Source organism: Roseibium sp. AWQ4_290, from assembly GCF_056160985.1.
The window spans coordinates 70,848-91,107 of record NZ_JBSWYG010000018.1; the positions used below are offsets into that span (position 1 = coordinate 70,848).

The 20,260-nt window shown below is 61.6% G+C and carries 17 protein-coding genes; 4 read left to right on the forward strand and 13 right to left on the reverse strand.

What is annotated here, in order from left to right:
• Positions 1-2: 2 nt before the first annotated feature.
• Positions 3-1,322, reverse strand: a complete 1,320-nt coding sequence (locus ACXAH0_RS18135) for an NAD(P)/FAD-dependent oxidoreductase (protein WP_475181327.1) — start codon at positions 1,320-1,322, stop codon at positions 3-5.
• A 210-nt stretch (positions 1,323-1,532) separates the two neighbouring features.
• Between ACXAH0_RS18135 and ACXAH0_RS18140 the strand changes: the two genes are divergently transcribed.
• Positions 1,533-2,009 carry an Lrp/AsnC family transcriptional regulator gene (locus ACXAH0_RS18140; protein WP_475181605.1) on the forward strand — a complete coding sequence of 159 codons (477 nt, stop codon included), beginning with the start codon at positions 1,533-1,535 and terminating at the stop codon, positions 2,007-2,009.
• A 31-nt stretch (positions 2,010-2,040) separates the two neighbouring features.
• On the opposite strand, the gene ACXAH0_RS18145 is transcribed toward ACXAH0_RS18140, so the two are convergent.
• The 7 genes from ACXAH0_RS18145 to ACXAH0_RS18175 form a co-directional block, all read right to left on the reverse strand.
• Positions 2,041-3,678 (reverse strand): ABC transporter ATP-binding protein, encoded by a 1,638-nt coding sequence (locus tag ACXAH0_RS18145; protein ID WP_475193822.1) that lies wholly within the window; start codon positions 3,676-3,678, stop codon positions 2,041-2,043.
• Positions 3,678-4,526 (reverse strand): ABC transporter permease, encoded by an 849-nt coding sequence (locus ACXAH0_RS18150; protein WP_475193826.1) that lies wholly within the window; start codon positions 4,524-4,526, stop codon positions 3,678-3,680. The genes ACXAH0_RS18145 and ACXAH0_RS18150 overlap by 1 nt, the downstream gene beginning before the upstream one ends.
• Positions 4,526-5,479, reverse strand: a complete 954-nt coding sequence (locus ACXAH0_RS18155) for an ABC transporter permease (RefSeq protein ID WP_475193828.1) — start codon at positions 5,477-5,479, stop codon at positions 4,526-4,528. Before ACXAH0_RS18155 ends, ACXAH0_RS18150 begins: the two co-directional genes overlap by 1 nt.
• A 140-nt stretch (positions 5,480-5,619) precedes the next feature.
• Positions 5,620-7,230: an ABC transporter substrate-binding protein gene (locus ACXAH0_RS18160; RefSeq protein ID WP_475193831.1), complete on the reverse strand. Its 1,611-nt coding sequence runs from the start codon at positions 7,228-7,230 to the stop codon at positions 5,620-5,622.
• A 407-nt stretch (positions 7,231-7,637) separates the two neighbouring features.
• Positions 7,638-8,552, reverse strand: a complete 915-nt coding sequence (locus tag ACXAH0_RS18165; RefSeq protein WP_475193833.1) for a 2-hydroxyacid dehydrogenase — start codon at positions 8,550-8,552, stop codon at positions 7,638-7,640.
• Between the two features lie 3 nt (positions 8,553-8,555).
• Entirely contained in the window at positions 8,556-9,929 is a 1,374-nt protein-coding gene (locus ACXAH0_RS18170; RefSeq protein ID WP_475193837.1) for an aminotransferase class III-fold pyridoxal phosphate-dependent enzyme, read from the reverse strand.
• A gap of 17 nt (positions 9,930-9,946) precedes the next feature.
• The gene (locus ACXAH0_RS18175; protein WP_475193840.1) at positions 9,947-10,819 is read right to left on the reverse strand and encodes a GNAT family N-acetyltransferase; all 873 of its coding nucleotides are present in this window, start codon (positions 10,817-10,819) and stop codon (positions 9,947-9,949) included.
• A 336-nt stretch (positions 10,820-11,155) separates the two neighbouring features.
• On the opposite strand from ACXAH0_RS18175, the gene ACXAH0_RS18180 reads away from it, so the two are divergent.
• Together ACXAH0_RS18180 and ACXAH0_RS18185 are read left to right on the forward strand one after the other, a co-directional pair.
• The gene (locus ACXAH0_RS18180; protein ID WP_475193846.1) at positions 11,156-11,821 is read left to right on the forward strand and encodes a haloacid dehalogenase type II; all 666 of its coding nucleotides are present in this window, start codon (positions 11,156-11,158) and stop codon (positions 11,819-11,821) included.
• Positions 11,822-11,842: 21 nt separating this feature from the next.
• On the forward strand, positions 11,843-13,120 hold the full coding sequence (locus ACXAH0_RS18185; protein WP_475193850.1) for an NAD(P)/FAD-dependent oxidoreductase: 1,278 nt from the start codon (positions 11,843-11,845) through the stop codon (positions 13,118-13,120).
• Positions 13,121-13,259: 139 nt separating this feature from the next.
• Here ACXAH0_RS18185 and ACXAH0_RS18190 read toward each other — a convergent pair whose 3' ends face one another.
• Genes ACXAH0_RS18190 through ACXAH0_RS18200 form a run of 3 tightly spaced genes read right to left on the reverse strand, consistent with a single transcriptional unit; the run spans position 13,260 to position 17,240 of the window.
• Positions 13,260-14,723 (reverse strand): NAD-dependent succinate-semialdehyde dehydrogenase, encoded by a 1,464-nt coding sequence (locus ACXAH0_RS18190; RefSeq protein ID WP_475193853.1) that lies wholly within the window; start codon positions 14,721-14,723, stop codon positions 13,260-13,262.
• An 11-nt stretch (positions 14,724-14,734) separates the two neighbouring features.
• Positions 14,735-15,769, reverse strand: a complete 1,035-nt coding sequence (locus tag ACXAH0_RS18195) for a tartrate dehydrogenase (RefSeq protein ID WP_475181263.1) — start codon at positions 15,767-15,769, stop codon at positions 14,735-14,737.
• Positions 15,770-15,776: 7 nt separating this feature from the next.
• The gene (locus tag ACXAH0_RS18200) at positions 15,777-17,240 is read right to left on the reverse strand and encodes an aldehyde dehydrogenase family protein (protein WP_475193858.1); all 1,464 of its coding nucleotides are present in this window, start codon (positions 17,238-17,240) and stop codon (positions 15,777-15,779) included.
• Between the two features lie 14 nt (positions 17,241-17,254).
• Here ACXAH0_RS18200 and ACXAH0_RS18205 point away from each other — a divergent pair, with 14 nt between their 5' ends.
• Entirely contained in the window at positions 17,255-17,377 is a 123-nt protein-coding gene (locus tag ACXAH0_RS18205) for a hypothetical protein (RefSeq protein ID WP_475193862.1), read from the forward strand.
• Here the strand turns inward: ACXAH0_RS18205 and ACXAH0_RS18210 are convergent.
• Together ACXAH0_RS18210 and ACXAH0_RS18215 are read right to left on the reverse strand one after the other, a co-directional pair.
• Positions 17,374-18,240 (reverse strand): LysR family transcriptional regulator, encoded by an 867-nt coding sequence (locus ACXAH0_RS18210; protein ID WP_475193866.1) that lies wholly within the window; start codon positions 18,238-18,240, stop codon positions 17,374-17,376. The two genes, ACXAH0_RS18205 and ACXAH0_RS18210, sit on opposite strands and share 4 nt — an antisense overlap.
• A gap of 57 nt (positions 18,241-18,297) precedes the next feature.
• Positions 18,298-20,256: a hydantoinase B/oxoprolinase family protein gene (locus ACXAH0_RS18215; protein WP_475193871.1), complete on the reverse strand. Its 1,959-nt coding sequence runs from the start codon at positions 20,254-20,256 to the stop codon at positions 18,298-18,300.
• Between the last annotated feature and the right edge of the window lie 4 nt (positions 20,257-20,260).

The window sequence follows — 20,260 nt, forward strand, 5'->3', positions numbered from 1 at the left end:
CGCTAAAAGTCTGCGACCTTGCCCCACGAAGACCGGGCAAAGCGGGAGGGATGATAGGGCACCGGATCCACAATCGGCTCGGCCCCGGTGATCAGGTCGGCAACCAGATGCCCGGCCCCGGGACCGATCCCGAACCCATGGCCGCTGAACCCGGCCGCCAGCACAAAACCGGGGATTTCGGTCTCTCCAATGGCCGGAACCCCATCCGGTGTGCTGTCGATATACCCGGCCCAGGATGCCGTGATCCGGCTGGCCTGCAGCGCAGGCAGCAAAGCCTGCCCCCGTTCGAACGTCCTGCGGATCTGGCCCTGATCCGGCGCCGGGTCAAGGATGCGCATCTGCTCCATGGGGGTTGCCTTGTCAAGCGCCCAGCGGGACAGGGTCTCGTGCCCCGCCCTCAAGGCTTGCAGCCCGCCGGGTGCAAGAGACCGGCGGCGCTTCAGGAACATGGGCAGGAAGCTGGAGCCGAACCGGAGCATTTGAAGGGTGGGATCCACCCGTGCATTGCCGGACACAGCCAGGGTGTGGCCGCCATCGCCCCGAGCCGTCAGCGAAACCTCGGTTGTGTGCAGGGCATCGGGAATGCCCTCTGCCGCTGACACGGCCAGGATGGAGGACCGCACGGCCGATTGCGGGAAGCGGATGCCGAGCTGGCGGCAGAAGCTGGAAGCCCAGGCGCCTCCGGCCATCACGGCGGTTCGGGTTTTGATCACACCCTGTTCGGTCACGACGCCAACGACCCGGCCGCCTTCCAGTTCCAGACCGCGCACGGCGCAATTCTGCAAGACGGTTGAGCCGAGTTTTTCAATGCCCTGCGCAATGACCGGGGCTGCGCTTGCCGGATCGGCAATGCCGTCACTGGGCGAGAACACCCCGCCTTTCCAGGCCTTGCCGGTCGCCTTGCCCCGTTCAGCGGCTTCCCTGGCGCTCAAGACATGGGTGGTCACCCCTTCCCCGGCCGCAAAATCGCGCCATTTTGCCCAGGCCTCAAGCTCCGCCTCGTTGTTGGACAGATAAAGAAGACCGCAGCGCTTGAACCCGAGGGCCGGGCCGACGTCTTCAGACAGCCTGTCCCAGAGCGCCAGGCTTTTGGTTGCCATGGGCAGTTCCCGGGCATCCCGGTTCTGCTGGCGGCACCAGCCCCAGTTGCGCGACGACTGTTCCGCGCCGATGCGGCCCTTTTCCGCCAGAACGACCTTCAAGCCCCGTTCGGCCAGAAAATAGGCCGCGCAGACACCTGCAATGCCGCCGCCGATGATCACGGCGTCGGCTTCTTCCGGCAAACTGGACCGGGTTTGAATATGCAGCAGCGGTGCGGGCATTCAGCTCTCCTTTTCCGCCACCTTAGGAGTTTTGAGGTCGGGATGATGCCGGAGATGATCAGAGCGCAGCATTTTCTGTCGCCTTTTTTTGCATCCAGAGCAGAAACACATCTAACAAAAATAATTAATCTTTAAAATACAACACCCTAAGCCAATTTGCCTTATCAAAAGAAAATGCCTAGATTGGCGTACCGGTATTTCGAGGACACCATGAAGCTTGATCGGATCGACATCAGGATCCTGCATGAATTGCAGAAGAACGGCAGGATCACCAATGTGGAACTGGCCGAGCTTGTACACCTGTCGCCCAGCCCCTGTCTGGTGCGGGTGAAAAAGCTGCAAAAAGCAGGCTTCATCACCGGCTATTCCGCCCAGATCGACATTGCCAAACTCGGGCCGACCGTGACCGTCTTTACCGAGGTCACCTTGAAGAACCACCGCAAGATGGATTTCGAACAGTTTCAGCGCGCGGCCGAAAAGGTTGAGGAAATCGTCGAATGCCACCTCATTTCCGGCGGCTATGACTATCTGCTGAAATTTGTCACCGCGAGCATCGGCGATTATCAGCAAATCATGGAACGGCTAATCGACATGGAAATCGGCATCGACAAATATTTCAGCTTCGTGGTGATCAAATCCCCTTTCGTGAAATCCCACCTGCCGCTAAACCGCATTTTTGCAACCTGACCCTTGCGACCCGGCAAGGCCGCTTTCCGGGTCAGGCGACTGAGACCGGAAGGCTGTCGAGCCAGCCCGTATCCAGTTTCGGCACGGAGGCAAACAGCTCCTTGGAATAGGGATGCGCCGCGCCATGAGGCAGATCTTCGGCTGCCAGGACCTCCACCACCGCACCATTATGCATCACCATGACCTGATCGCAGATCGCCTGAACCGTTGACAGGTCGTGGCTGATGAAGATGTAGGAGAGGTCCAGCTCCCGCTGCAGCTCCTTGAGAAGGTCGATCACCGCCGCCGCCACCACCGTGTCGAGGGCGGAGGTGATTTCATCACACAGAACCACTTCGGGATTGGCAGCAAGCGCCCGGGCCAGATTGACACGCTGCTTCTGGCCACCGGACAATTCGCCCGGCAGGCGGTTTCGCAGGCTTTTCGGCAGATGAACCATATCCAGCAATTCATCGACCCGCGCCGAGCGGGCGCTGCCCCGCTGGCCGTGGTAGAAGGTCAGGGGGCGGCCCAGGATCTCCTCGATAGAACAGGACGGGTTGAGCGCCGTATCGGCCAGCTGGAAGACGATCTGCATCCGGCGCAGCTCTTCCTTGCTGCGCTGGCGCGCATTGGGGGAAAGCTCCCGGCGGTCGAGCTGCACATTGCCGGAGACTGGTGGCAGCAGACCGGCAATGCAGCGGGCAAGGGTCGACTTGCCGGACCCGCTTTCGCCGATGACGCCAAGATTGTGCCCCCGGGCGAGCCGCAGGCTGACATCGTTCAGCGCCACCTTGGCCGGCTTGCCGTCCCGGCCAAGCGCGCCATAGCCGGCAATGATGTTTTCCACTTCCACAACAGGATGGCGCTCCTGCGCCGCATCGATTTCCGGGGCCACATAAGCGACCGGATCAAAAGCGGCCAGCAATTCGCGGGTATAGGGGTGCTTGGCCTCATGAAGGATCGACTCCGTCGGCCCCTCTTCTTGGATTTCCCCGTTTTTCAGAACGATGATGCGGTCGGCAATCTGGGCGACAACCGCCAGATCGTGGGAGACATAGACCCCCGACATGCCGCCTTTTTTCATTACATCCTTGAAGGCCCGCAGAACTTCGATCTGAGTGGTCACGTCCAGCGCGGTGGTAGGCTCGTCAAAGATCATCAATTTCGGGTCGCCGATCATTGCCATCGCTGCTGCGAGACGCTGAAGCTGACCGCCGGAAACCTCATGCGGAAACCGGTTGCCAATGGTTTCCGGGCTGGGCAGGGCCAGTGCCCGGAACAGCTCCACAGCCCGTTGCCGCGCCGCCGCCGGAGGCATCAGCTTGTGGATGCGGGCCACCTCCACCACCTGGTCGATCAGCCGCTTGGACGGATTGAAAGCAGCCGCAGCGCTTTGAGGAATATAGGCAACATCCGTGCCGCGCAGCTCCCGGCAGGCCTCTTCGTCCAGCTGCACCAGATCGCGGCCTTCAAACAGGATCTTGCCGCTGGTAATCGCGCAGCCGGAGCGGGTGTAGTTGAGCAGGGTCAGTGCCGTGGTCGTCTTGCCCGATCCGCTTTCCCCGATCAGGGCGACAATCTCGCCCCTGGCAATGGAAAAGCTGATGCCCTTGATGATCTCGATATCCCGGCCGGAATCGGTCCGCGCCCCGACTTTGAGATCCTGCACGTCGATAAGCGGTGTCATCAGTCACTCCGATCCCGAATCTTGACGGGCAGGTTGTCGATCAGAAGGTTGACGCTAATGGTCAGGCTGGCGATGGCAAGGCAGGGGAAGATGACGGCCGGGGCGCCGTAATTCAGTCCCCCCATGCTTTCCTTCACCAAGGCGCCCCAGTCCGCATTTGGCGGTTGAACCCCAAGGCCGAGGAAGGACATGCTGGACAACAGCAGCACGATGAACACGAAACGCATGCCCAGATCCGCCAGAACCGGCCCCAGAATGTTGGGAAAGATCTCCCGCGTGATCAGATAAAAGGTCCGCTCGCCCCGGGCGCGAGCCACCGTGACATAGTCCATGGCGTTGCTGTTGACCGCGAGCGAGCGGGCAAAGCGGTAGCTGCCGGGCGTGTAGATGACCGCCAGAAGCACGATCAGAATGGGAATGGTGGAATCGGTGGCTGCGACAATAACCAGCGCAAACAACTTGGACGGGATCGAGTTGAGCGCATCAAGAAACCGGCTGAGGATCGTGTCGAACCAGCCACCGGTGACCGCAGCAACCATGCCCAGCGTCACCCCGGCGAAGCTTGCCAGCAGGACGGCGGCAGCAGAGATGCCAACCGTATAACGGGCCCCGTGGATCAGCCGGGAAAAGACATCACGTCCCAGATCATCCGAGCCCATCCAGAACTCGGGTGTCATAGGCCCGAAGGGAGAATAGATGAAATCGACAATCTCGCCGGGCTCATAAGGCGCAAAAGCCGGACCGATGATCGCAATCAGGATCCAGAACAGGATGATGCAGGCCGACACAATGCCGACCGTGTTGAACCGGTATCCGGCAAAAGGGGCAAAAAGGCGGGTTACGGTCATTATTTGCGAAGCCTCGGATTGGCCACGATGGCGATCACATCCGCACAGGTAATCAGGAACAGGTAGCCGAAGCAGAAGATCATGGCGCAGCTTTGAATGAGCGGCAGGTCCCGGGTGGCCACTGCATCCACCATCACCTTGGCAATGCCCGGATAGCTGAAGACAGTTTCAACAATGATCGCGCCGCCCAGGAGATAGGACAGGGAGAGCGCCATGGCATTGGCAATCGGGCCGATGGAATTGGGCAAGGCGTGGTGAATGACCATGCGCGCGCGGGAGGCGCCTTTCAAAAGCGCCATTTCCACATAGGGCATCTTCAGCGCCTCGATCACCGCAGCCCGTGTCATGCGGATCATCTGGGCCGAGACAACCACCACCAGCGTCATGACCGGCATGGCATAGGCTTTCAGCTGACCGAAGACACCGGTCGCCTCATCGACAAAAGAAATGGAGGGCAGCCATTTCAGCCAGACGGAGAAGATCAGCATCGCGGTTGCGGCGATCATGAATTCCGTAATGGAAACGACTGATATGATTGAAGAGGTCACGATCCGGTCAATCAGCGAGCCCTGATAGACGGCCGCCATGATGCCCAGGGCCAGGGACAGGGGCACGGCAATGGCGGTGGTCAACCCGGCGAGGCGCAAGGTGTTGGCCAGGCGGGAATCGATCAGCTCCCAGATGTCCATGTTGTTGGCATAGGAGGTGCCGAGATCGCCCTGAAACAGGCCGGTCAGCCACTTCCCATAGCGGATGATGGCCGGATCATTGAGATGCATGGCTTCGCGCAGGCCCGCCACCGCTTCGGGGGTGGCCGCCTGACCCAGAAGTATCTCAACCACGTCGCCGGGCAGCAGCTGCGTTGCACCGAAAACCACCACGGAAACAATGAAGAGCGTGATGACGGCGATGCCAAGCCTTGCCAGAATCAGCCGTGCAATTTGTCCGGTCATGAAGATGCCTTGAAGGAGAGGGGACGCCCGCAGGGCGTGAAGGGCGGCACGGGGAGTTTATATCAATCCGCGCGCCGCAACAGCAACGGGTGCCGGAGCCGGTTTCACCCGGGTCCGGCACCTTTCAGGAACTGTACCTGTTAGCTGTCGAGCCAGACATATTCGGCCATGGCATAGCCCATCTGACCGCCCAGCGGGTTCGGCTTCAGGCCCTTCAGCTTGGTGGACTTGGCGTCGATGTTGGAAATGAAGGCCGGGATTGCGGTGCCCGCTTCATTGGAGATCATGACCTGCATGTCGTCATAGATCGCCTTGCGCTTTTCAAAGTCGAGTTCGCCGCGGGCTTCGATCAGTTTCTTGTCGAAGGAGGCGGACTTGAACTGGCTCTCATTCCAGGGCGCTGCGGAATCATAGAGCAGCGAGAACAGGATATCCGGCGTCGGGCGCGGGTTGATGTTGCCGAAATGAACCGGCGCCTTCAGCCAGTAATTCGACCAGTAACCGTCAGACGGCACACGCTGGATGTCGAATTTCATGCCGATCTTGGAGCCCGCCTGCTGCAGCACGGTCGCCATTTCCACCGAATGGGACGCTGCCGTCGAGGCGACAACCGGAATGGTTTCGCCGAGCACACCAGCCTTTTCGAAGAGGGACTTTGCCTTTTCCGGGTCATATGCGCGCGGCTTCAGATCCGCATTGTAGAAAGCGTTCATCGGCGGGATCGGCTGGTCGTTGGCGATTTCGCCATAGCCGCGCATGACCGCCTTGCGGATCAGTTCCCGGTCCAGAAGGTATTTCACGCCTTCAATGAACCCGGCCTTGTCGCCCGGAGCCATGTCGAGGCGCATGTTCATGTTGGTGTAGTTGCCCGAGGTGGAAACGGAGCTGTCGACACCCTCATTGCCTTCCAGAAGGCGCAGAAGCTGCGGTTTGATGGAGGCAGCCAGATGGATGTCGCCTGACAGAAGCGCATTGACACGGGCCGTGTCGTCCGGGATAGCGAAATATTCGAAGCTTTCCAGCGGCACCGGGCCTTTGAAATAGTCTTCGTTGCGCACGACCACGGATTTGACGCCCGGCTCGAATGTTTCCAGTTTGAACGGGCCGGTGCCGTTGCCTTTGGAGAAATCCGTCGTGCCGTCAGCCACGATCATGAAGTGGTGCATGGCCAAAATGGTCGGCAGATCGGCATTCGGCGAGGCCAGGGTGATCTCGACCGTGGACGGGTCAACGGCCTTGATCCCGGTCATCTGTTTGGCAATGGAATTGACCTTGGAGCCGACGGCTTCGTCCAGATGACGGTTGAGGGAGAAAACAACATCGTCGGCCGTCAGCGTCTTGCCATCATGGAAGGTTACGCTGGACTTGAGCTTGACCGTCCAGGTCTTGGCATCCGGGCTTTCGATGCTTTCGGCAAGCTCCATCTGCGGCTTGCCGCTCTCATCAAGGAATGTCAGACGGTTGTAGAGCGAGCAGCAGCGCACATAGTCGGTCGACAGGGAGGCCTTGGCCGGATCGAGCGTGTCTGCGGTGGACGAGGACCAGCCGGCCGCCTTGAAATGCCCCCCCTTGACCGGCGTCTGCGCCAGCGCGGACGTGGCCCGGCCCAGCATCAGCCCCCCGGCCGCGACCGTCATGCCACCCGCCAGGAACAGGCGCATGATATCCCGCCGGGATGCGCCGGCGCGCAGGGCGCTTTCGACCATCCGGTCGTCAGCCTGAGTCCAGTTGTTGATTTTTTTGTCCGTCATGTTCATTCCCCGTCTTTGTCGGTTCCTGGGCGTTCTGTGTGATTGGCCATTCCGCCCATGCAAACAGCCAGTTTCCGTGTCCGGCCTTGCGCCTTGCCGGGATTTCCCGGACCCTTCAGAACGTCCTCCCGTTCCGTCAGGCAGCGCGGCTGGTCCGGCGTCCGGACCGGGTGGCTTACACCACCCGCAATCGCTTATTCAGCAGGCAAAACCATTTTTTAAGCAGCATTTTATGCTCCTTCATTCGCTGTGTTTCGCCTCGCGATGTACCGCAATCTTGCAGCAATTTTCTCCGATTTCCTGCTGAGTATGAAACCTTAGCCACATTAACGGGTGTCGATTTGAGTTCTGCAACAGCATAAAATGCTGTTCTCAGCACCCCAAAATCCGGTCAACCCCGCGTGGTCTTAGTAGCCCTTGTCCCGGCTGACCAGCCCGGGAATGGGCGTACCTGCACGATGCGCCAGAATGCCGGCAATGACATGATCCGCTGCGTCCAGCGGCCGCGTCTGGCTGGCAATATGGGGTGTGATCACCACCTTTTTGTGCCGCCAGAGCGGATGGCCTGCCGGAAGAGGCTCCGGGTCGGTCACATCCAGCCAGGCCGCCGACAGATGCCCGCCATCCAGAGCCGCCATCAGCGCCTCCTGGTCCAACTGGCGGCCACGCCCTGCCTGCACCAGGGCAGCCCCTTGCGGTAGCGCGCTGAAGAGATCCGCATTCAAGATGCCTGCTGTCTCTTCGGTGAGTGGCAGCAGGCAGATCAAAATGTCCGTACGCGCCAGAAAGGCAGGCTTGTCCGTGAAGATACGCACCCCCGGCACCTCCCGCGGGCTCCGGCTGAGGCCCGCCAGGTCGAATCCGAACGGCCGCAGCGCCTCCAGCGCGGCAAGCCCAAGCTGGCCAAGCCCCATGACCCCCACCCGGCGCGCTGATGCAGGCCGGTTGACGCCCGCCGCCCATTCCTGCCGCTCTCTTTGCGCCAGATAACGGGGCAGATCCCGGTGCAGGCCCAAGGTGGCCAGCGTGATGTATTCGCACATCTGTTCGCGAATGCCCGGCTCCAGCATGCGCACCACATCGACCTGACCGGGAAGGGTCTTGAGGTCGAATTGATCCACCCCGGCGCCGATGGAAAAGATCAGCTTCAGCTTTGGATAGGTCTCAAGCAGGTTCTCCGGCGCCTTCCAGGTCACCAGATATTCCACCTCGGCCGGATCAGGCGCCGTCTCCCGATGGAACGGCACCTCCGGCAGGCTGGCCGCGAAGCGCTTGGCAAAGACCGCGCCCCGCTCCGGCGTCGACTGGAACAGAACCGCCATCAATCAGGCCATCGCCGCTCTGACATCCGGATCTGCCAGCGTCTCGTCCAGCACATTGCGGGTGCGTTCGACAATCTGGTCGATCTCGTCCGCAGTACAACACAGGGGCGGTGCATAGCCGAGCGCGCCATTGGCGAAGGCGCGCACGATCAGGCCGTTGTTCCAGGCTCGGTCAAACACCCGCGTGGCGGCCTGGGCAGACGCCGGAAGCGGGGTCTTGGCGTCCTTGTCGGTAACCATTTCGATGGCCGCCAGCATGCCGCGTCCGCGGACCTCGCCAACCAGCGGATGATCCGACAGCCCGTTGAGGCCCGCCATCAGCCGCTCGCCCATCTTGCGGCCATTGTCCAGAAGGCCGTTTTCATAAAGATCCAGCACTGCCAGGCCAACAGCCGCGCTCACCGGATGGCCGGAATAGGTGTACCCGTGGCCGATGGCCGCCGGACCGGCATAATCGGCCATGGCCTGATACATCCGGTCAGACAGGAAAACCGCCCCCATGGGCACATAGCCGGAGGTGAGCCCCTTGGCCGTGGTGATCATGTCCGGAACAATGTCTTCTTCCGTACTGGCAAAAAGCGGCCCGGTGCGGCCGAAACCGGTGATGACCTCATCGGCAATGAACAGGATATCGAGGCGCGCGCAGGCTTCGCGCATGGCCTTGACCCAACCCTTCGGCGGCACGATGACCCCGCCAGACCCCTGGATCGGCTCAACATAGAACGCGCCGACCCGGTCCGCGCCCAGCTCCGCCACCTTTGCTTCCAGAGCCGCCACGGAGGCCGCAATGATTGCCGGCCCATCCTGGCCAACCGGATTGCGGTAGCTGTAATGGGACGGAATTTTATGCTGCCACTCATAAGGGGCGCCAAAACCCGCATGGAAGGCGGGCAGAGCTGTGAGACCGGCGCCAACCGTGCTGGAGCCGTGATAACCCTGTTCAACGGAAATGAACTGGTCCTTTTCCGGCTTGCCGAGGGCATGCCAGTAAAAACGCACGAAGCGCACGGTGGAATCCACCGCATCCGATCCGCCCAGCGTGAAATAGACGTGGTTCAGGTCGCCCGGCGCATGGTCGGCCAGCCGCGAGGCCAGACGGATGGCCGGTTCCGAGCCAAGCCCGAAATAACCGGTCGCATAGGGAAGATCTTTGAGCTGGCGGGTCGCCGCTTCAATGACGCTGTCCTGGCCATAGCCCGCATTGACACACCAAAGACCGGCAAAACCGTCCAGAAGCTGGCGGCCTTCGGCATCTGTGACCGTCGCACCGTCAGCACCTGTCAGGACGCGCACGCCCGCGTTTTCATGGCCGCGCCAGCTGGCCACGGGATGGATCAGGTGCGCTCTGTCGAGTTCAATCAGGGAATTGGGACGCATGGGAACCTCTTGAAAAATCAGCCGAGCGCCTGGGAGGCGAGAGCGAAGGTCTTGAAATCTGATGGGGCGGCTGCGCTGCCATCAGCCTCTGCAGCCACGGTCTTGCGCATGGAAATGCCACCGCCCGCATAAGCAAGGCCGGCCGCTTCGAGCCAGTCGCCAAGCCCGGTGCCGACGGTGGTGTCGACCCGCAGGAAGGTCCCTGCGCTTTGCTTGATCAACGCCGTCAGAAGCTGCTTCGCTTCTGCATCGGAGCGGGCGATCACCGGCCCGGCCACATTGCCGCGCCCGAAGGCTCGCAGCGCCGACCAGCCAACAATTTTGCCGCCCTCTTTCAGGACCAGCACCTTGCCCACCCGGAACAGGGTGAGCAGAAGCGGCAGACGCTCCATGCCGGTGGCCGCCCCGTCCAGGTCCGTCAGAGCATTGATATCGGTCAGGGCGCCCCAACACAGGCCGGTCTGCGTTGTGCCGTCCCCAATGTCGTCCGCCTCCACAACCGCATTGGGCAGGCCTTGATATTGGGCCACCTCGTCATAGGCTTCAAAGCCGAGCTTCTCATAAAGCGGCAGACCGTCCCGGGTGGCAACCAGACGCCATTCGGAAGGCGTGACCGCCTCCATGGCGGTTTCCATGATCTTCCGGCCCAGGCCCTGCCCGCGCAGCGCCTCATCGACGATCACCATATTGACGGTTGCAACCGGCCCGAACGGCGAGGCAATCGCCGTTGCGGCCACCTTGCCGGCCACGATGCCGACACGCCCCTCAGACAGGGAGAGCACCATGTCCCAGTCCTCTGCCCGATGCGGCCAGCCGGCCGCCCTGGACAGGCGCACTGCTTCTTCAATGTGGTCTTTTTCAAAAGGCGTGAAAACGATGTCCGTTTGCATGGATTTCCAGAGCTCATTGGTCTTGCTTTTGAGAAACGATACGGGGGACAGAAGCGCAGGTGCTGCGGGGTTATTGCCCGCGCTCCGGTGTCATTTGCCGTTCCTGCGCCCGTTAAAGCATGATCTGCGGCATCATGACCGTAGATTTCCCGCAAACTTGGTCAGGTCCAGACAGATCGCGCAATTTGGTGCTGCCAGGACGGGTCCATTCGGTACTTTGTTGTTCACCAGGCTTCAAAAGCAGCAAAGCCCCCTTAGGCTTCTGCGTAGGATCAGGCAAATGGCACCGGTCCCGTCCGGAGCCTTGGCCTTTCGGAACGACAAAGAGACCTGAAAATGACCTTCCGCCCCAAATACATCACCTTCGATTGCTATGGTACGCTGACCAATTTTGATATGGCTGGCGCCGCTCGCCGGGTTTATGGCGAACAGCTTTCCGAAGAAAAGATGCTGACATTCATCAAGAATTTCGCTGCCTACCGGCTGGATGAAATCCTTGGTGCCTGGAAGCCCTACGCGGATGTGGTCGCCAATTCGCTGGAGCGGACCTGCAAGTTGAATGGCGTGGCCTTCCGCGAGGAAGATGCCCGGCAGATCTATGAGGAAGTGCCGACCTGGGGTCCGCATCCCGATGTTCCGGCCGGGCTTGCCAAGGTGGCGGCCGAAATTCCGCTGGTCATTCTGTCCAACGCCATGAACAGCCAGATCCTGTCCAACGTGGAAAAGCTCGGCGCCCCGTTCCATAAAGTGATCACCGCCGAGGAAACCGGCACCTACAAGCCGCAGATGAACGGCTTTGAATATATGCTCGACGCCCTTGGCTGCGGACCGGAAGACATCACCCACGTGTCCTCCTCCTTCCGCTATGACCTGATGACCGCCTATGACCTGGGCATCAAGTCCAAGGTCTGGGTCAACCGGGGCCATGAGCCAGCCAATCCGTTCTATGAATATACCGAAATCAAGGACATTTCCGGGCTTCCGGGTGTGTTCGGCCTTTAGGCCGGGTCTGGAGCTTTTGCGATGAAATTCGCCTCCTATTGGCATGAGACAGCGCCCCGTTTTGCCGGGGCAAGCCAGGCAGACCCGACCGGCTGCTATGATGTTGCCGTGATTGGGGCCGGGTTCACCGGCCTCGGCGCGGCGCGCAAACTGGCCGAAACCGGGCGCCGGGTGATTGTCCTGGAAGCCGAGACCGCCGGGTTCGGCGCGTCCGGGCGCAATGGTGGCCATTTGAACAACGGCATCGCCCACGGATTCGCCGATGCGGTCAACACATTCGGCATGGACAAGGCCCTTCAGGTGTACCGGGCTTTCGACCAGGGCATTGAAACCATCGAGCGCCTGATCAGCGATGAGAAGATCGACTGCGACTTCCGCCGCTCCGGCAAGCTGAAGCTGGCCTCCAAGGCAAGCCACTATGAAGCGATTGCCCGCAATTGCGAGCTGATCACCCGCGCGGCCGATCCGGATGCGGTGATGATCCCGCGTGAGGAGCTCCAGCGCGAAATCGGCTCCAGGACGTTTCACGGCGCCATGCTCCAGCCCAAAAGCGCCATGATGCATATGGGCAAATTTGTTGCCGGACTGGCGGAAGCCACCGCCCGCAAGGGGGTGGATATTCTGGAAAAGGCTCCGGTCACCGCCTGCAAGCGCTCTGCTGACGGCTGGGAACTGGCAACGCCGCGGGGACCGGTCCAGGCCAAACAGGTGCTTCTGGCAACCGGCGCTTATACGCCTTCCTTCTTTTCCTATATCCGGCGCCGCATCATCGCGGTCGGCAGCTTTCTGGTCGCCACGCGGCCGCTGACAGAAGCAGAAGTCAAAGACGTGATGCCGGGCAACCGGACCTGCGTGACTTCGCTCAATGTGGGCAACTACTTCCGTCTGTCGCCGGACAACCGGCTCATTTTCGGCGGCCGGGCACGGTTTTCCGCCACTTCAGACCAGACATCGGACGCCAAGAGCGGTGCGATCCTGGCCGAAAGCCTGGCGGCGATCTTCCCCCAGCTCAACGGGATCGAGCTGGACTATTGCTGGGGTGGGCTGGTCGACATGACCAAGGACCGTTTCCCCCGCGCCGGGGAACAGGACGGGATGCATTACGCGCTCGGCTATTCCGGCCACGGCGCGCAGATCGCCACCCATATGGGCGAGATCATGGCCGATCTCATGAGCGGCAAGACCAACCGGAACCCCTGGGATGGCCTGCCCTGGCCCGCTGTGCCCGGCCATTTTGGCAAACCCTGGTTCCTGCCTCTTGTCGGCGCTTACTTCAAAGTCAAAGACCGGCTCAGCTGAATTACCCCCTCTCCCAATGGGAGAGGGGGGCTGCCTCAGAGCGTGTTACATTCATCCGGTTTCACATTGCTTTGCCTTTCGCGCTGAAATCTCTGATGTCAGGCCGCGAAAGACAAATCCGGTGAACCCGATTTGCTGTCTAAAGCCCGCCCATATGGAAGGCTTTTGTTTCCAGATATTCCTCTATGCCCGTGCGGGCGCCTTCGCGGCCGAGGCCGGATTGTTTGACACCGCCAAACGGGGATACCGTGGTGGAAACGGCGCCGGTGTTGAGGCCAACCATGCCGAATTCCAGCGCCTCACCCACCCGCCAGGCCCGATCGATGGAGCTTGTATAGAAATAGGCCGCCAGACCGAAGGGAGTCGCATTGGCAGTCTCAATGGCCTGCTCTTCCGTCTCGAACCGGAACAGCGGAGCCACCGGGCCGAAGGTTTCCTCACTGGCAAGCTGCATGGAGGTGTCGCACCCGGCCAGCACGGTCGGCGCCGCATATTGCCCATCCGGCACATCCGCCTGTCCGGCTATCCGCGCGCCCTTGGCCAACGCATCCTCGATATGGCGGTTGATCTTGCCGATGGCTGCCTCGTTGATCATCGGACCAATCTCCACGCCGTCCTGACCCGGCCCGACCTTCATGGCCGCCACTTTGGCGGCCAAAGCCTCCGTGAACCGGTCAAAGACCCCGGCCTGAACCAGAATCCGGTTGGAACAGACACAGGTCTGACCGCCATTGCGGAATTTGGAGGCGATCGCCCCGTCGACGGCAGCATCGATATCGGCATCGTCAAAAACGATGAACGGCGCGTTGCCGCCCAGCTCCAGACTGAGCCGCTTCACCGTCGGCGCGCATTGTTCCATCAGGAGCGAGCCGACGCGGGTAGAGCCTGTGAAGGAGAGTTTTCGCACAACCTCGCTGGCGGTGAGCGTGGCACCGATCTCCTGAGGCAGACCGGTGACAATGTTGATCACCCCCGCTGGGAGGCCCGCCCGCTCCGCCAGAACGCCGAGCGCCAGCGCGGAATAAGGCGTCAGGTCGGAGGGCTTGATCACCACTGTGCAGCCCGCCGCCAGCGCCGGGCCGACCTTGCGGGTGATCATGGCATTGGGGAAGTTCCACGGCGTGATGATGGCCGACACACCGACCGGTTCTTTCAGCGTCAGAATGCGCCGGTCACGACCCGGAGCCGGAATGAGCGCCCCGTCGATCCGCCGCGCTTCTTCGGCAAACCATTTGACGAAGGACGCGCCATAGCCGATTTCGCCCCGCGCTTCGCCAAGCGGTTTGCCCTGTTCCAGGGTAAGCAGCAGAGCCAGATCGTCCGCATGCGCCTCCATCAGGTCAAACCAGCGCTCCAGAAGCCTGGCCCGGTCCTCATGACTGGTCTTGCGCCAGCTCTGAAAGGCCGTGTTGGCAGCGTCAATCGCCGCTTGCGTGTCCGCAGCCGAGCAATCCGGCACCGTGCCGAGCGTGGCGCCTGTCGCCGGGTCGTGAACATCAATCGTTTTGCCGCTGGAGGCTGTGACCCAGGTTCCGCCGATGAGAGCAGCCTGTTTGAAAAGCGCCTGATCCTTCAGATCAGCAACCGTTTTGGGAGATGTCATGTGAGAATATCCTAGTCCAATGCCGCCAGAACGGCGTTGGTGATCGCGTCGGTCTTGTCCTGGCCCGGCACGGTGCCGATGCCCTTGGCGGTCGTGGTTTCCATGGCGGCCATCACCCTGGCTGCCGCCTCCGCTTCACCCAGGTGATCCAGCATCATGGCCGCCGACCAGATCGCGGCCAGGGGATTGGCGATGCCGAGATGGGCGATATCGGGCGCCGACCCGTGGACCGGTTCGAACATGGACGGCGCCGTCCGCTCCGGATTGATGTTGGCGGATGCCGCAAAGCCGAGCCCGCCCTGAATGGCGGCCCCCAGATCGGTCAGAATGTCGCCGAACAGGTTGGAGGCCACGATCACGTCCAGGCTTTCCGGCGCCATCACCATGCGCGCGGCGAGGGCATCGATATGATACTGGCTCACTTCGACATCGGGATAGTCGCGGGCCAACTCCTGGGTGACTTCGTCCCAGAACACCATGGAATATTTCTGGGCGTTGGACTTGGTCACCGAGGCCAGGCGGCCGGACCGCTTTTGCGCCTGTTCAAAGGCGAAGCGCAAAATGCGCTCAACGCCGGTCCGGGTGAAGATCGAGGTTTCGACCGCCACTTCAGAGCCCGTGCCCTGATGGACCCGCCCTCCGGCGCCGGAATATTCGCCTTCCGTGTTTTCGCGAATGCACAGAATGTCGAAGCCGCTTTTGCGCAGCGGGCCGTCCACCCCGGCCAGAAGCTTGTGCGGCCGGATATTGGCAAATTGCACAAAGCTCTTGCGGATCGGCAGAAGCAGGCCGTGCAGGGAGACGGAATCGGGCACTTTTTCCGGCCAGCCGACCGCGCCCAGAAACACCGCATCAAAGCCGCGCAGGGTTTCAATGCCATCTTCCGGCATCATCCGGCCCGTCTCCAGATAATAGTCGCAGGACCAGGGGAAGGTTTCGGTCGCCACCTTGCCGGGCAACACCTTGTTCACCACGGCCATGGCGGCATCGGTCACCGGTCCACCAATGCCATCGCCCGGAATGAGCGCAATACGATGTTTGGTCATGTGTATCTCACAAATCGATCAGAACTGTTTTTGACTGGCGGTTGGCCTTATAGGCCTCCTTGCCGAGATCCTTGCCGATGCCCGAGGCCTTGTAGCCGCCGGTAGGCAGAATATGGTCTCGCGAGCGCCCATAGCGGTTGACCCAGACCGTACCTGCCTGAACCGCCTTCATGGCCTTCAGCGCCCGGGAAAGATCCTTTGAATAGATCCCCGCGCACAGACCGTAGACGGGATGATCCGCCAGATCCATGGCTTCCTCCTCCTCCTTAAAGGTCTGCAGGGTCAGAACCGGGCCGAAGATTTCTTCACGCACTGCCGTATTCTGTGAGGTGACACCGGTCAGAAGGGTCGGCTCGTAGAAATAGCCCGGATCGTCAAAGGCTTTGGCGCCGAACAGCACCTCGGCCCCTTCCGCTTTGGCGCTTGCCAGCATCTGGTCCATGCGCTCCATCTGCCGTTTGGAGATGATCGGCGAATAGCTGGTGGCCGCGTCCCAGGCCGGTCCCGGTCTCTGGCCCGCCATGCGTTTGGACAGGGCGTCCACAAGCGCCTCTGCACAGCTGTCATGGACGATGACACGGCTGCCGGCCACGCAGGCCTGGCCGGCATTGAACAGGATAGAGCGGGCGATATTGTCCGCCGCCAACTCCAGATCCGCGTCCTGAAACACGATCTGCGGGCTCTTGCCGCCCAGTTCCAGCGTCATAGGTTTCATGCCGGTGCGGGCAATGTTTTCCATAATTGCCTGTCCGGCCCGGGTGGAACCGGTAAAGCTGAGCTTGGCAATGTCAGGATGGCCGGTGATCGCATTGCCCGTGGCCGGCCCATCTCCAAGAACCACATTGAGAAGACCGGCGGGAAGCCCCGCCTGAACCGCCAGTTCGGCCAGGCGCAGGCTGGTGAATGGGGTCATTTCAGAGGGTTTCAGCACCACCGCATTGCCCGCGGCCAGGGCAGGCCCAAGCTTCCAGCCCGCCATCGAGATCGGAAAATTCCAGGGTGTGATTGCACCGACAACCCCATAAGGTTCGGTCACAGTCATGCCCAGATGCCCGTCAGCGGTCGGCACCACCTCCCCGCCTTCCTTGTCGGCCAATTCTGCAAAGAAGCGGATCTGTTCGGCAGTCACGGCAATGTCGCCCTGAATCAGCTGGCTGATCAGGCGGGTGGAGGGCACGGTTTCGAGCTGCGCAAGATGCTCTGCATCCGCTTCGATCAGATCCGCCCAGCGCAGCAGGACCTGGGTGCGTGCGCGCGGACGCAGAGCGCCCCAGCCGCTGGTTTTGAGAGCGGCCTTTGCGGCTGCCACCGCCCGGTCGACGGTCCCGGCATCGGCTATCGGGCAGCCCGCAAATTCCTGGCCATCTGACGGGCGGAACATTGCGATGGACGGTGGCGCATCGACATAGGCACCATCGATATAGTGCGCGGACCGGAACTCGGGCAGGGTGGGGTCAAAGGACAGGGACATGGAGCTCTCCGAAAGTGTCCGGCGACTTTACCGGCGATGGGGCGCGGGATTTCCTGTTCCGCCGCTCTGAAGCAGATCAAAGCGCTGTTTGCACCAAGATGGACGACATTCTGTGCGGCGGGAGGGGCCACACCTAGAGCTGCGCGGACAAAGCGGTCAAAAACGGATCAACCAGACGCGGCCTGGGGCGGGCGCTGTCCAGGGAGACGACCAGCGGCATGCTGCACTCAGGTTCGAAGGGAAGCGCCACGAGACCCTCCGGACAAGGCGACAGCCCGTCCACCAGCCCGACGCCGAGACCCTGGGCCACAAGCGGGACAGCGGCGACTGAAGACGTCACCTGGATCGAAACCGTCCGGGTGAAGTCCCGGGCGCGGAACGCCTCATCCAGTGCGGCCCCGGCTTCCGCATGACTGCCATAGGAAATCAGGGGCCGACCGGCGAGATCCTCCGGGAAGACAGTACTTTTGGTGATCAAACCATCATCAGCCCGGACAAGAACCTTGAGCGGAACCTGCGTGAGTGTTTGTGTGCGCACGGTCGGGCTGAGGATCGGCGAGAGGGTCAGGCCGATGTCGATGGCGCCGGAGCGAAGCGCTTCCGCGATTTCCCGCGCCGGAAATCCATGCAGATGGATGAGCACCTCCGGGTGGTCCTTGCGGAAGATCTCAAGGGCCCCGGGCAGAACCGATTGGACAACCGGCAGCGCAGCGCCCAGGCGCAGCAGCCCCGCCTTGCGCTCCCCGACCCGGCGCGCCAGATCCTTCAGCACTTCCAGTTCCCGGAACACCCTGTCCGCATCGTCGATCAGCAGAAACGCTTCGGCTGTGGGGATCAGCCGCCCCCCCACACGTTCAAACAGAAGATAGCCCAACTGGTCTTCCAGATGGTGCAGCACCTTGGAAATGGCGGGCTGGGACACGCCAAGTAAATTGGCTGCGGCTGTGAGTGAGCCTTCCCGCATGACACTTCGGAAGACTTCCAGTTGGCGGGCATTCATAAAGAAACCGGGACCACAGAATTTGCCGCCCGGCAACCACCTGCATCGGTTCGCTTATCAAAGCCCATGTCTGGTCCTCACCTCCTCAAAGATCATTGCCATGTCCTCCCTTGCCGGCAGCGCGCCACCATGCGCTGCCACAGCCTTGAACACTTCCTGTTTCAAAAAGAACCGCCAGCCGACAGGCTGCCCCGCCAGAAACTCTGTCAGCAAGGCATAGCGATCTTCGCTCCAGACCGTTTCAAAGGCCTCACGTTCCGCTGAAAAACTATAGATTTCCGAGGATCTGGCAGCGCCCGCCCTGAGCCGGGCGGTGGCGTCCAGATCGATCTCCTGCCCCTTGAGGACAACGCCATAGTCCCGTTCAACGGCTGCCGGAGTGACGCTTCCGCGGCTAAGATCCTTGCGCACCTTGTCGAGCGGGCGGTCAAAGGGGTGGCCAAATCCACCAGCTCCCGGCCCAACCACTCGGATCACATCCCCTGGATCCAGCCTGACCAGATCCGCATTGCCAAGTTCTTCTTCGTGATCCGTGCCCGGATTGCGCAGGAATGTTGAGACCACCGGCCGCCCGGCGCCCTGCAGGCCCCAGGAGGCCATGACCGAGCGGTTCCGGTTCCGGGCGGTCACGACCGTGCCAGGGGAAAAGACCTGAAATTCCATCACGGCGGAGAGCCCGCCGCGCCAGGTGCCCGGCCCGCCCGTATCCGCCTGAAGGCCGTAGCGCAGGAAACGGATCGGGACTTCCGCTTCGGTGATTTCCAAAGGCGTGTTGCGCAGGAACCCGGTCGTACCGCCGGCCCCGTCGCTGCCATCCCCGTCCGGCATGGCGCCGCCGCCGCCACCCACTGGGCCGATGGACGCCATCACCGGGCGGCCATCCTGAGCGGCCGTCTTGACGTTCAAGATCGCATTGCCACCGGGAGCTGCCACGGGAATCTTGTCCGGTACAGCCTGGGCAAAGGCGCCGATGGTCACGATCTGGGTCATGGCGCAGGTCAGGGAGCGCATGCCGATGGCCGCGCCCGGTGCGGAATTGACGATGGAGCCTTCCGGCAGCACTGCCCGCGCAGGCCGGAGCGTGCCCGCATTCAGCCAGAGGCCCGGCGCCAGCGTTGCCAGCACATAGGTCAGGCCGACCATAACGAGGGGATGCCGCTCCCGCCCGCCGGTGGGCATGTTGAGGGACGAGGCCAGCTGCGGATCGCTGCCGGTGTAATCCAACTCCACCGTTTCGCCCTCGATTCGGACGTTAAGGGCAATGCGTGCGGGCAGGCCGCCGGGACTGTCTTCATCGGCAAAATCAGCGAAAAAATACGCGCCGTCCGGAATGGCCGCGATCGCGGCCCGGGCCTGCGCCTCAGCGTGGTCCAGAATCGCCTCGGCCCCCTGCAGAAACGGCTGAAGGCCAAAGCGCCCGATGATCTCCGACATCTTGCGCTCGCCAATATTGACCGAGGCGATCTGGGCGGAAAGATCTCCGAGATTTTGCTCCGGCAGGCGCACATTCGCGCGGATGAGATCAGCCACAAAGGGGTTTTCCCGGCCCGCATCCATCAGTTTCACCGGCGGGATGCGCAGGCCTTCCTGGGCAATTTCCGTGAGACTGCGGGAAAGGCTGGCCGGAACTGCGCCGCCAACATCCGTATTGTGGATGTGCCCAACCACAAAACAGGCCAGTTCCCCCTCATGGAAGACCGGCTTCCAGATGTGAATGTCCGGCGTGTGGGTGGCCACGTGACCGGCTTCCGGGTCGTTGGTGATGCAGATATCACCTTCACGATAGCTGTCAAAATGCCGGAGCAGTGGCCCATAGTCGATGCCGGAATACCAGGGCGCACCGAAATGGCGGGGATTGGCAAAGGCCAGCCCTTCGCGGGTGACGATCTGGCAGGAAAAATCCTCGGTTTCCTTGATGAAGGCGGAATGAGCGGTGCGCATCAGGGTGTGGGCCATGGCATCTGCGGCCGCGCCACAGAAATTGGCCAGAACTTGCAGCGTGCGTGCGTGGGTCATCGCC

Bases quoted from the DNA above. Each gene is read 5' to 3' on its own strand.
- ACXAH0_RS18180 (WP_475193846.1), top strand. From the start codon at position 11,156: ATGACCTTCCGCCCCAAATACATCACCTTCGATTGCTATGGTACGCTG.
- ACXAH0_RS18190 (WP_475193853.1), bottom strand. From the start codon at position 14,723: ATGACATCTCCCAAAACGGTTGCTGATCTGAAGGATCAGGCGCTTTTC.
- ACXAH0_RS18140 (WP_475181605.1), top strand. From the start codon at position 1,533: ATGAAGCTTGATCGGATCGACATCAGGATCCTGCATGAATTGCAGAAG.
- ACXAH0_RS18160 (WP_475193831.1), bottom strand. From the start codon at position 7,230: ATGACGGACAAAAAAATCAACAACTGGACTCAGGCTGACGACCGGATG.
- ACXAH0_RS18150 (WP_475193826.1), bottom strand. From the start codon at position 4,526: ATGACCGTAACCCGCCTTTTTGCCCCTTTTGCCGGATACCGGTTCAAC.
- ACXAH0_RS18210 (WP_475193866.1), bottom strand. From the start codon at position 18,240: ATGAATGCCCGCCAACTGGAAGTCTTCCGAAGTGTCATGCGGGAAGGC.
- ACXAH0_RS18135 (WP_475181327.1), bottom strand. From the start codon at position 1,322: ATGCCCGCACCGCTGCTGCATATTCAAACCCGGTCCAGTTTGCCGGAA.
- ACXAH0_RS18155 (WP_475193828.1), bottom strand. From the start codon at position 5,479: ATGACCGGACAAATTGCACGGCTGATTCTGGCAAGGCTTGGCATCGCC.
- ACXAH0_RS18165 (WP_475193833.1), bottom strand. From the start codon at position 8,552: ATGGCGGTTCTGTTCCAGTCGACGCCGGAGCGGGGCGCGGTCTTTGCC.
- ACXAH0_RS18200 (WP_475193858.1), bottom strand. From the start codon at position 17,240: ATGTCCCTGTCCTTTGACCCCACCCTGCCCGAGTTCCGGTCCGCGCAC.
- ACXAH0_RS18175 (WP_475193840.1), bottom strand. From the start codon at position 10,819: ATGCAAACGGACATCGTTTTCACGCCTTTTGAAAAAGACCACATTGAA.
- ACXAH0_RS18170 (WP_475193837.1), bottom strand. From the start codon at position 9,929: ATGCGTCCCAATTCCCTGATTGAACTCGACAGAGCGCACCTGATCCAT.
- ACXAH0_RS18185 (WP_475193850.1), top strand. From the start codon at position 11,843: ATGAAATTCGCCTCCTATTGGCATGAGACAGCGCCCCGTTTTGCCGGG.
- ACXAH0_RS18195 (WP_475181263.1), bottom strand. From the start codon at position 15,769: ATGACCAAACATCGTATTGCGCTCATTCCGGGCGATGGCATTGGTGGA.
- ACXAH0_RS18145 (WP_475193822.1), bottom strand. From the start codon at position 3,678: ATGACACCGCTTATCGACGTGCAGGATCTCAAAGTCGGGGCGCGGACC.
- ACXAH0_RS18215 (WP_475193871.1), bottom strand. From the start codon at position 20,256: ATGACCCACGCACGCACGCTGCAAGTTCTGGCCAATTTCTGTGGCGCG.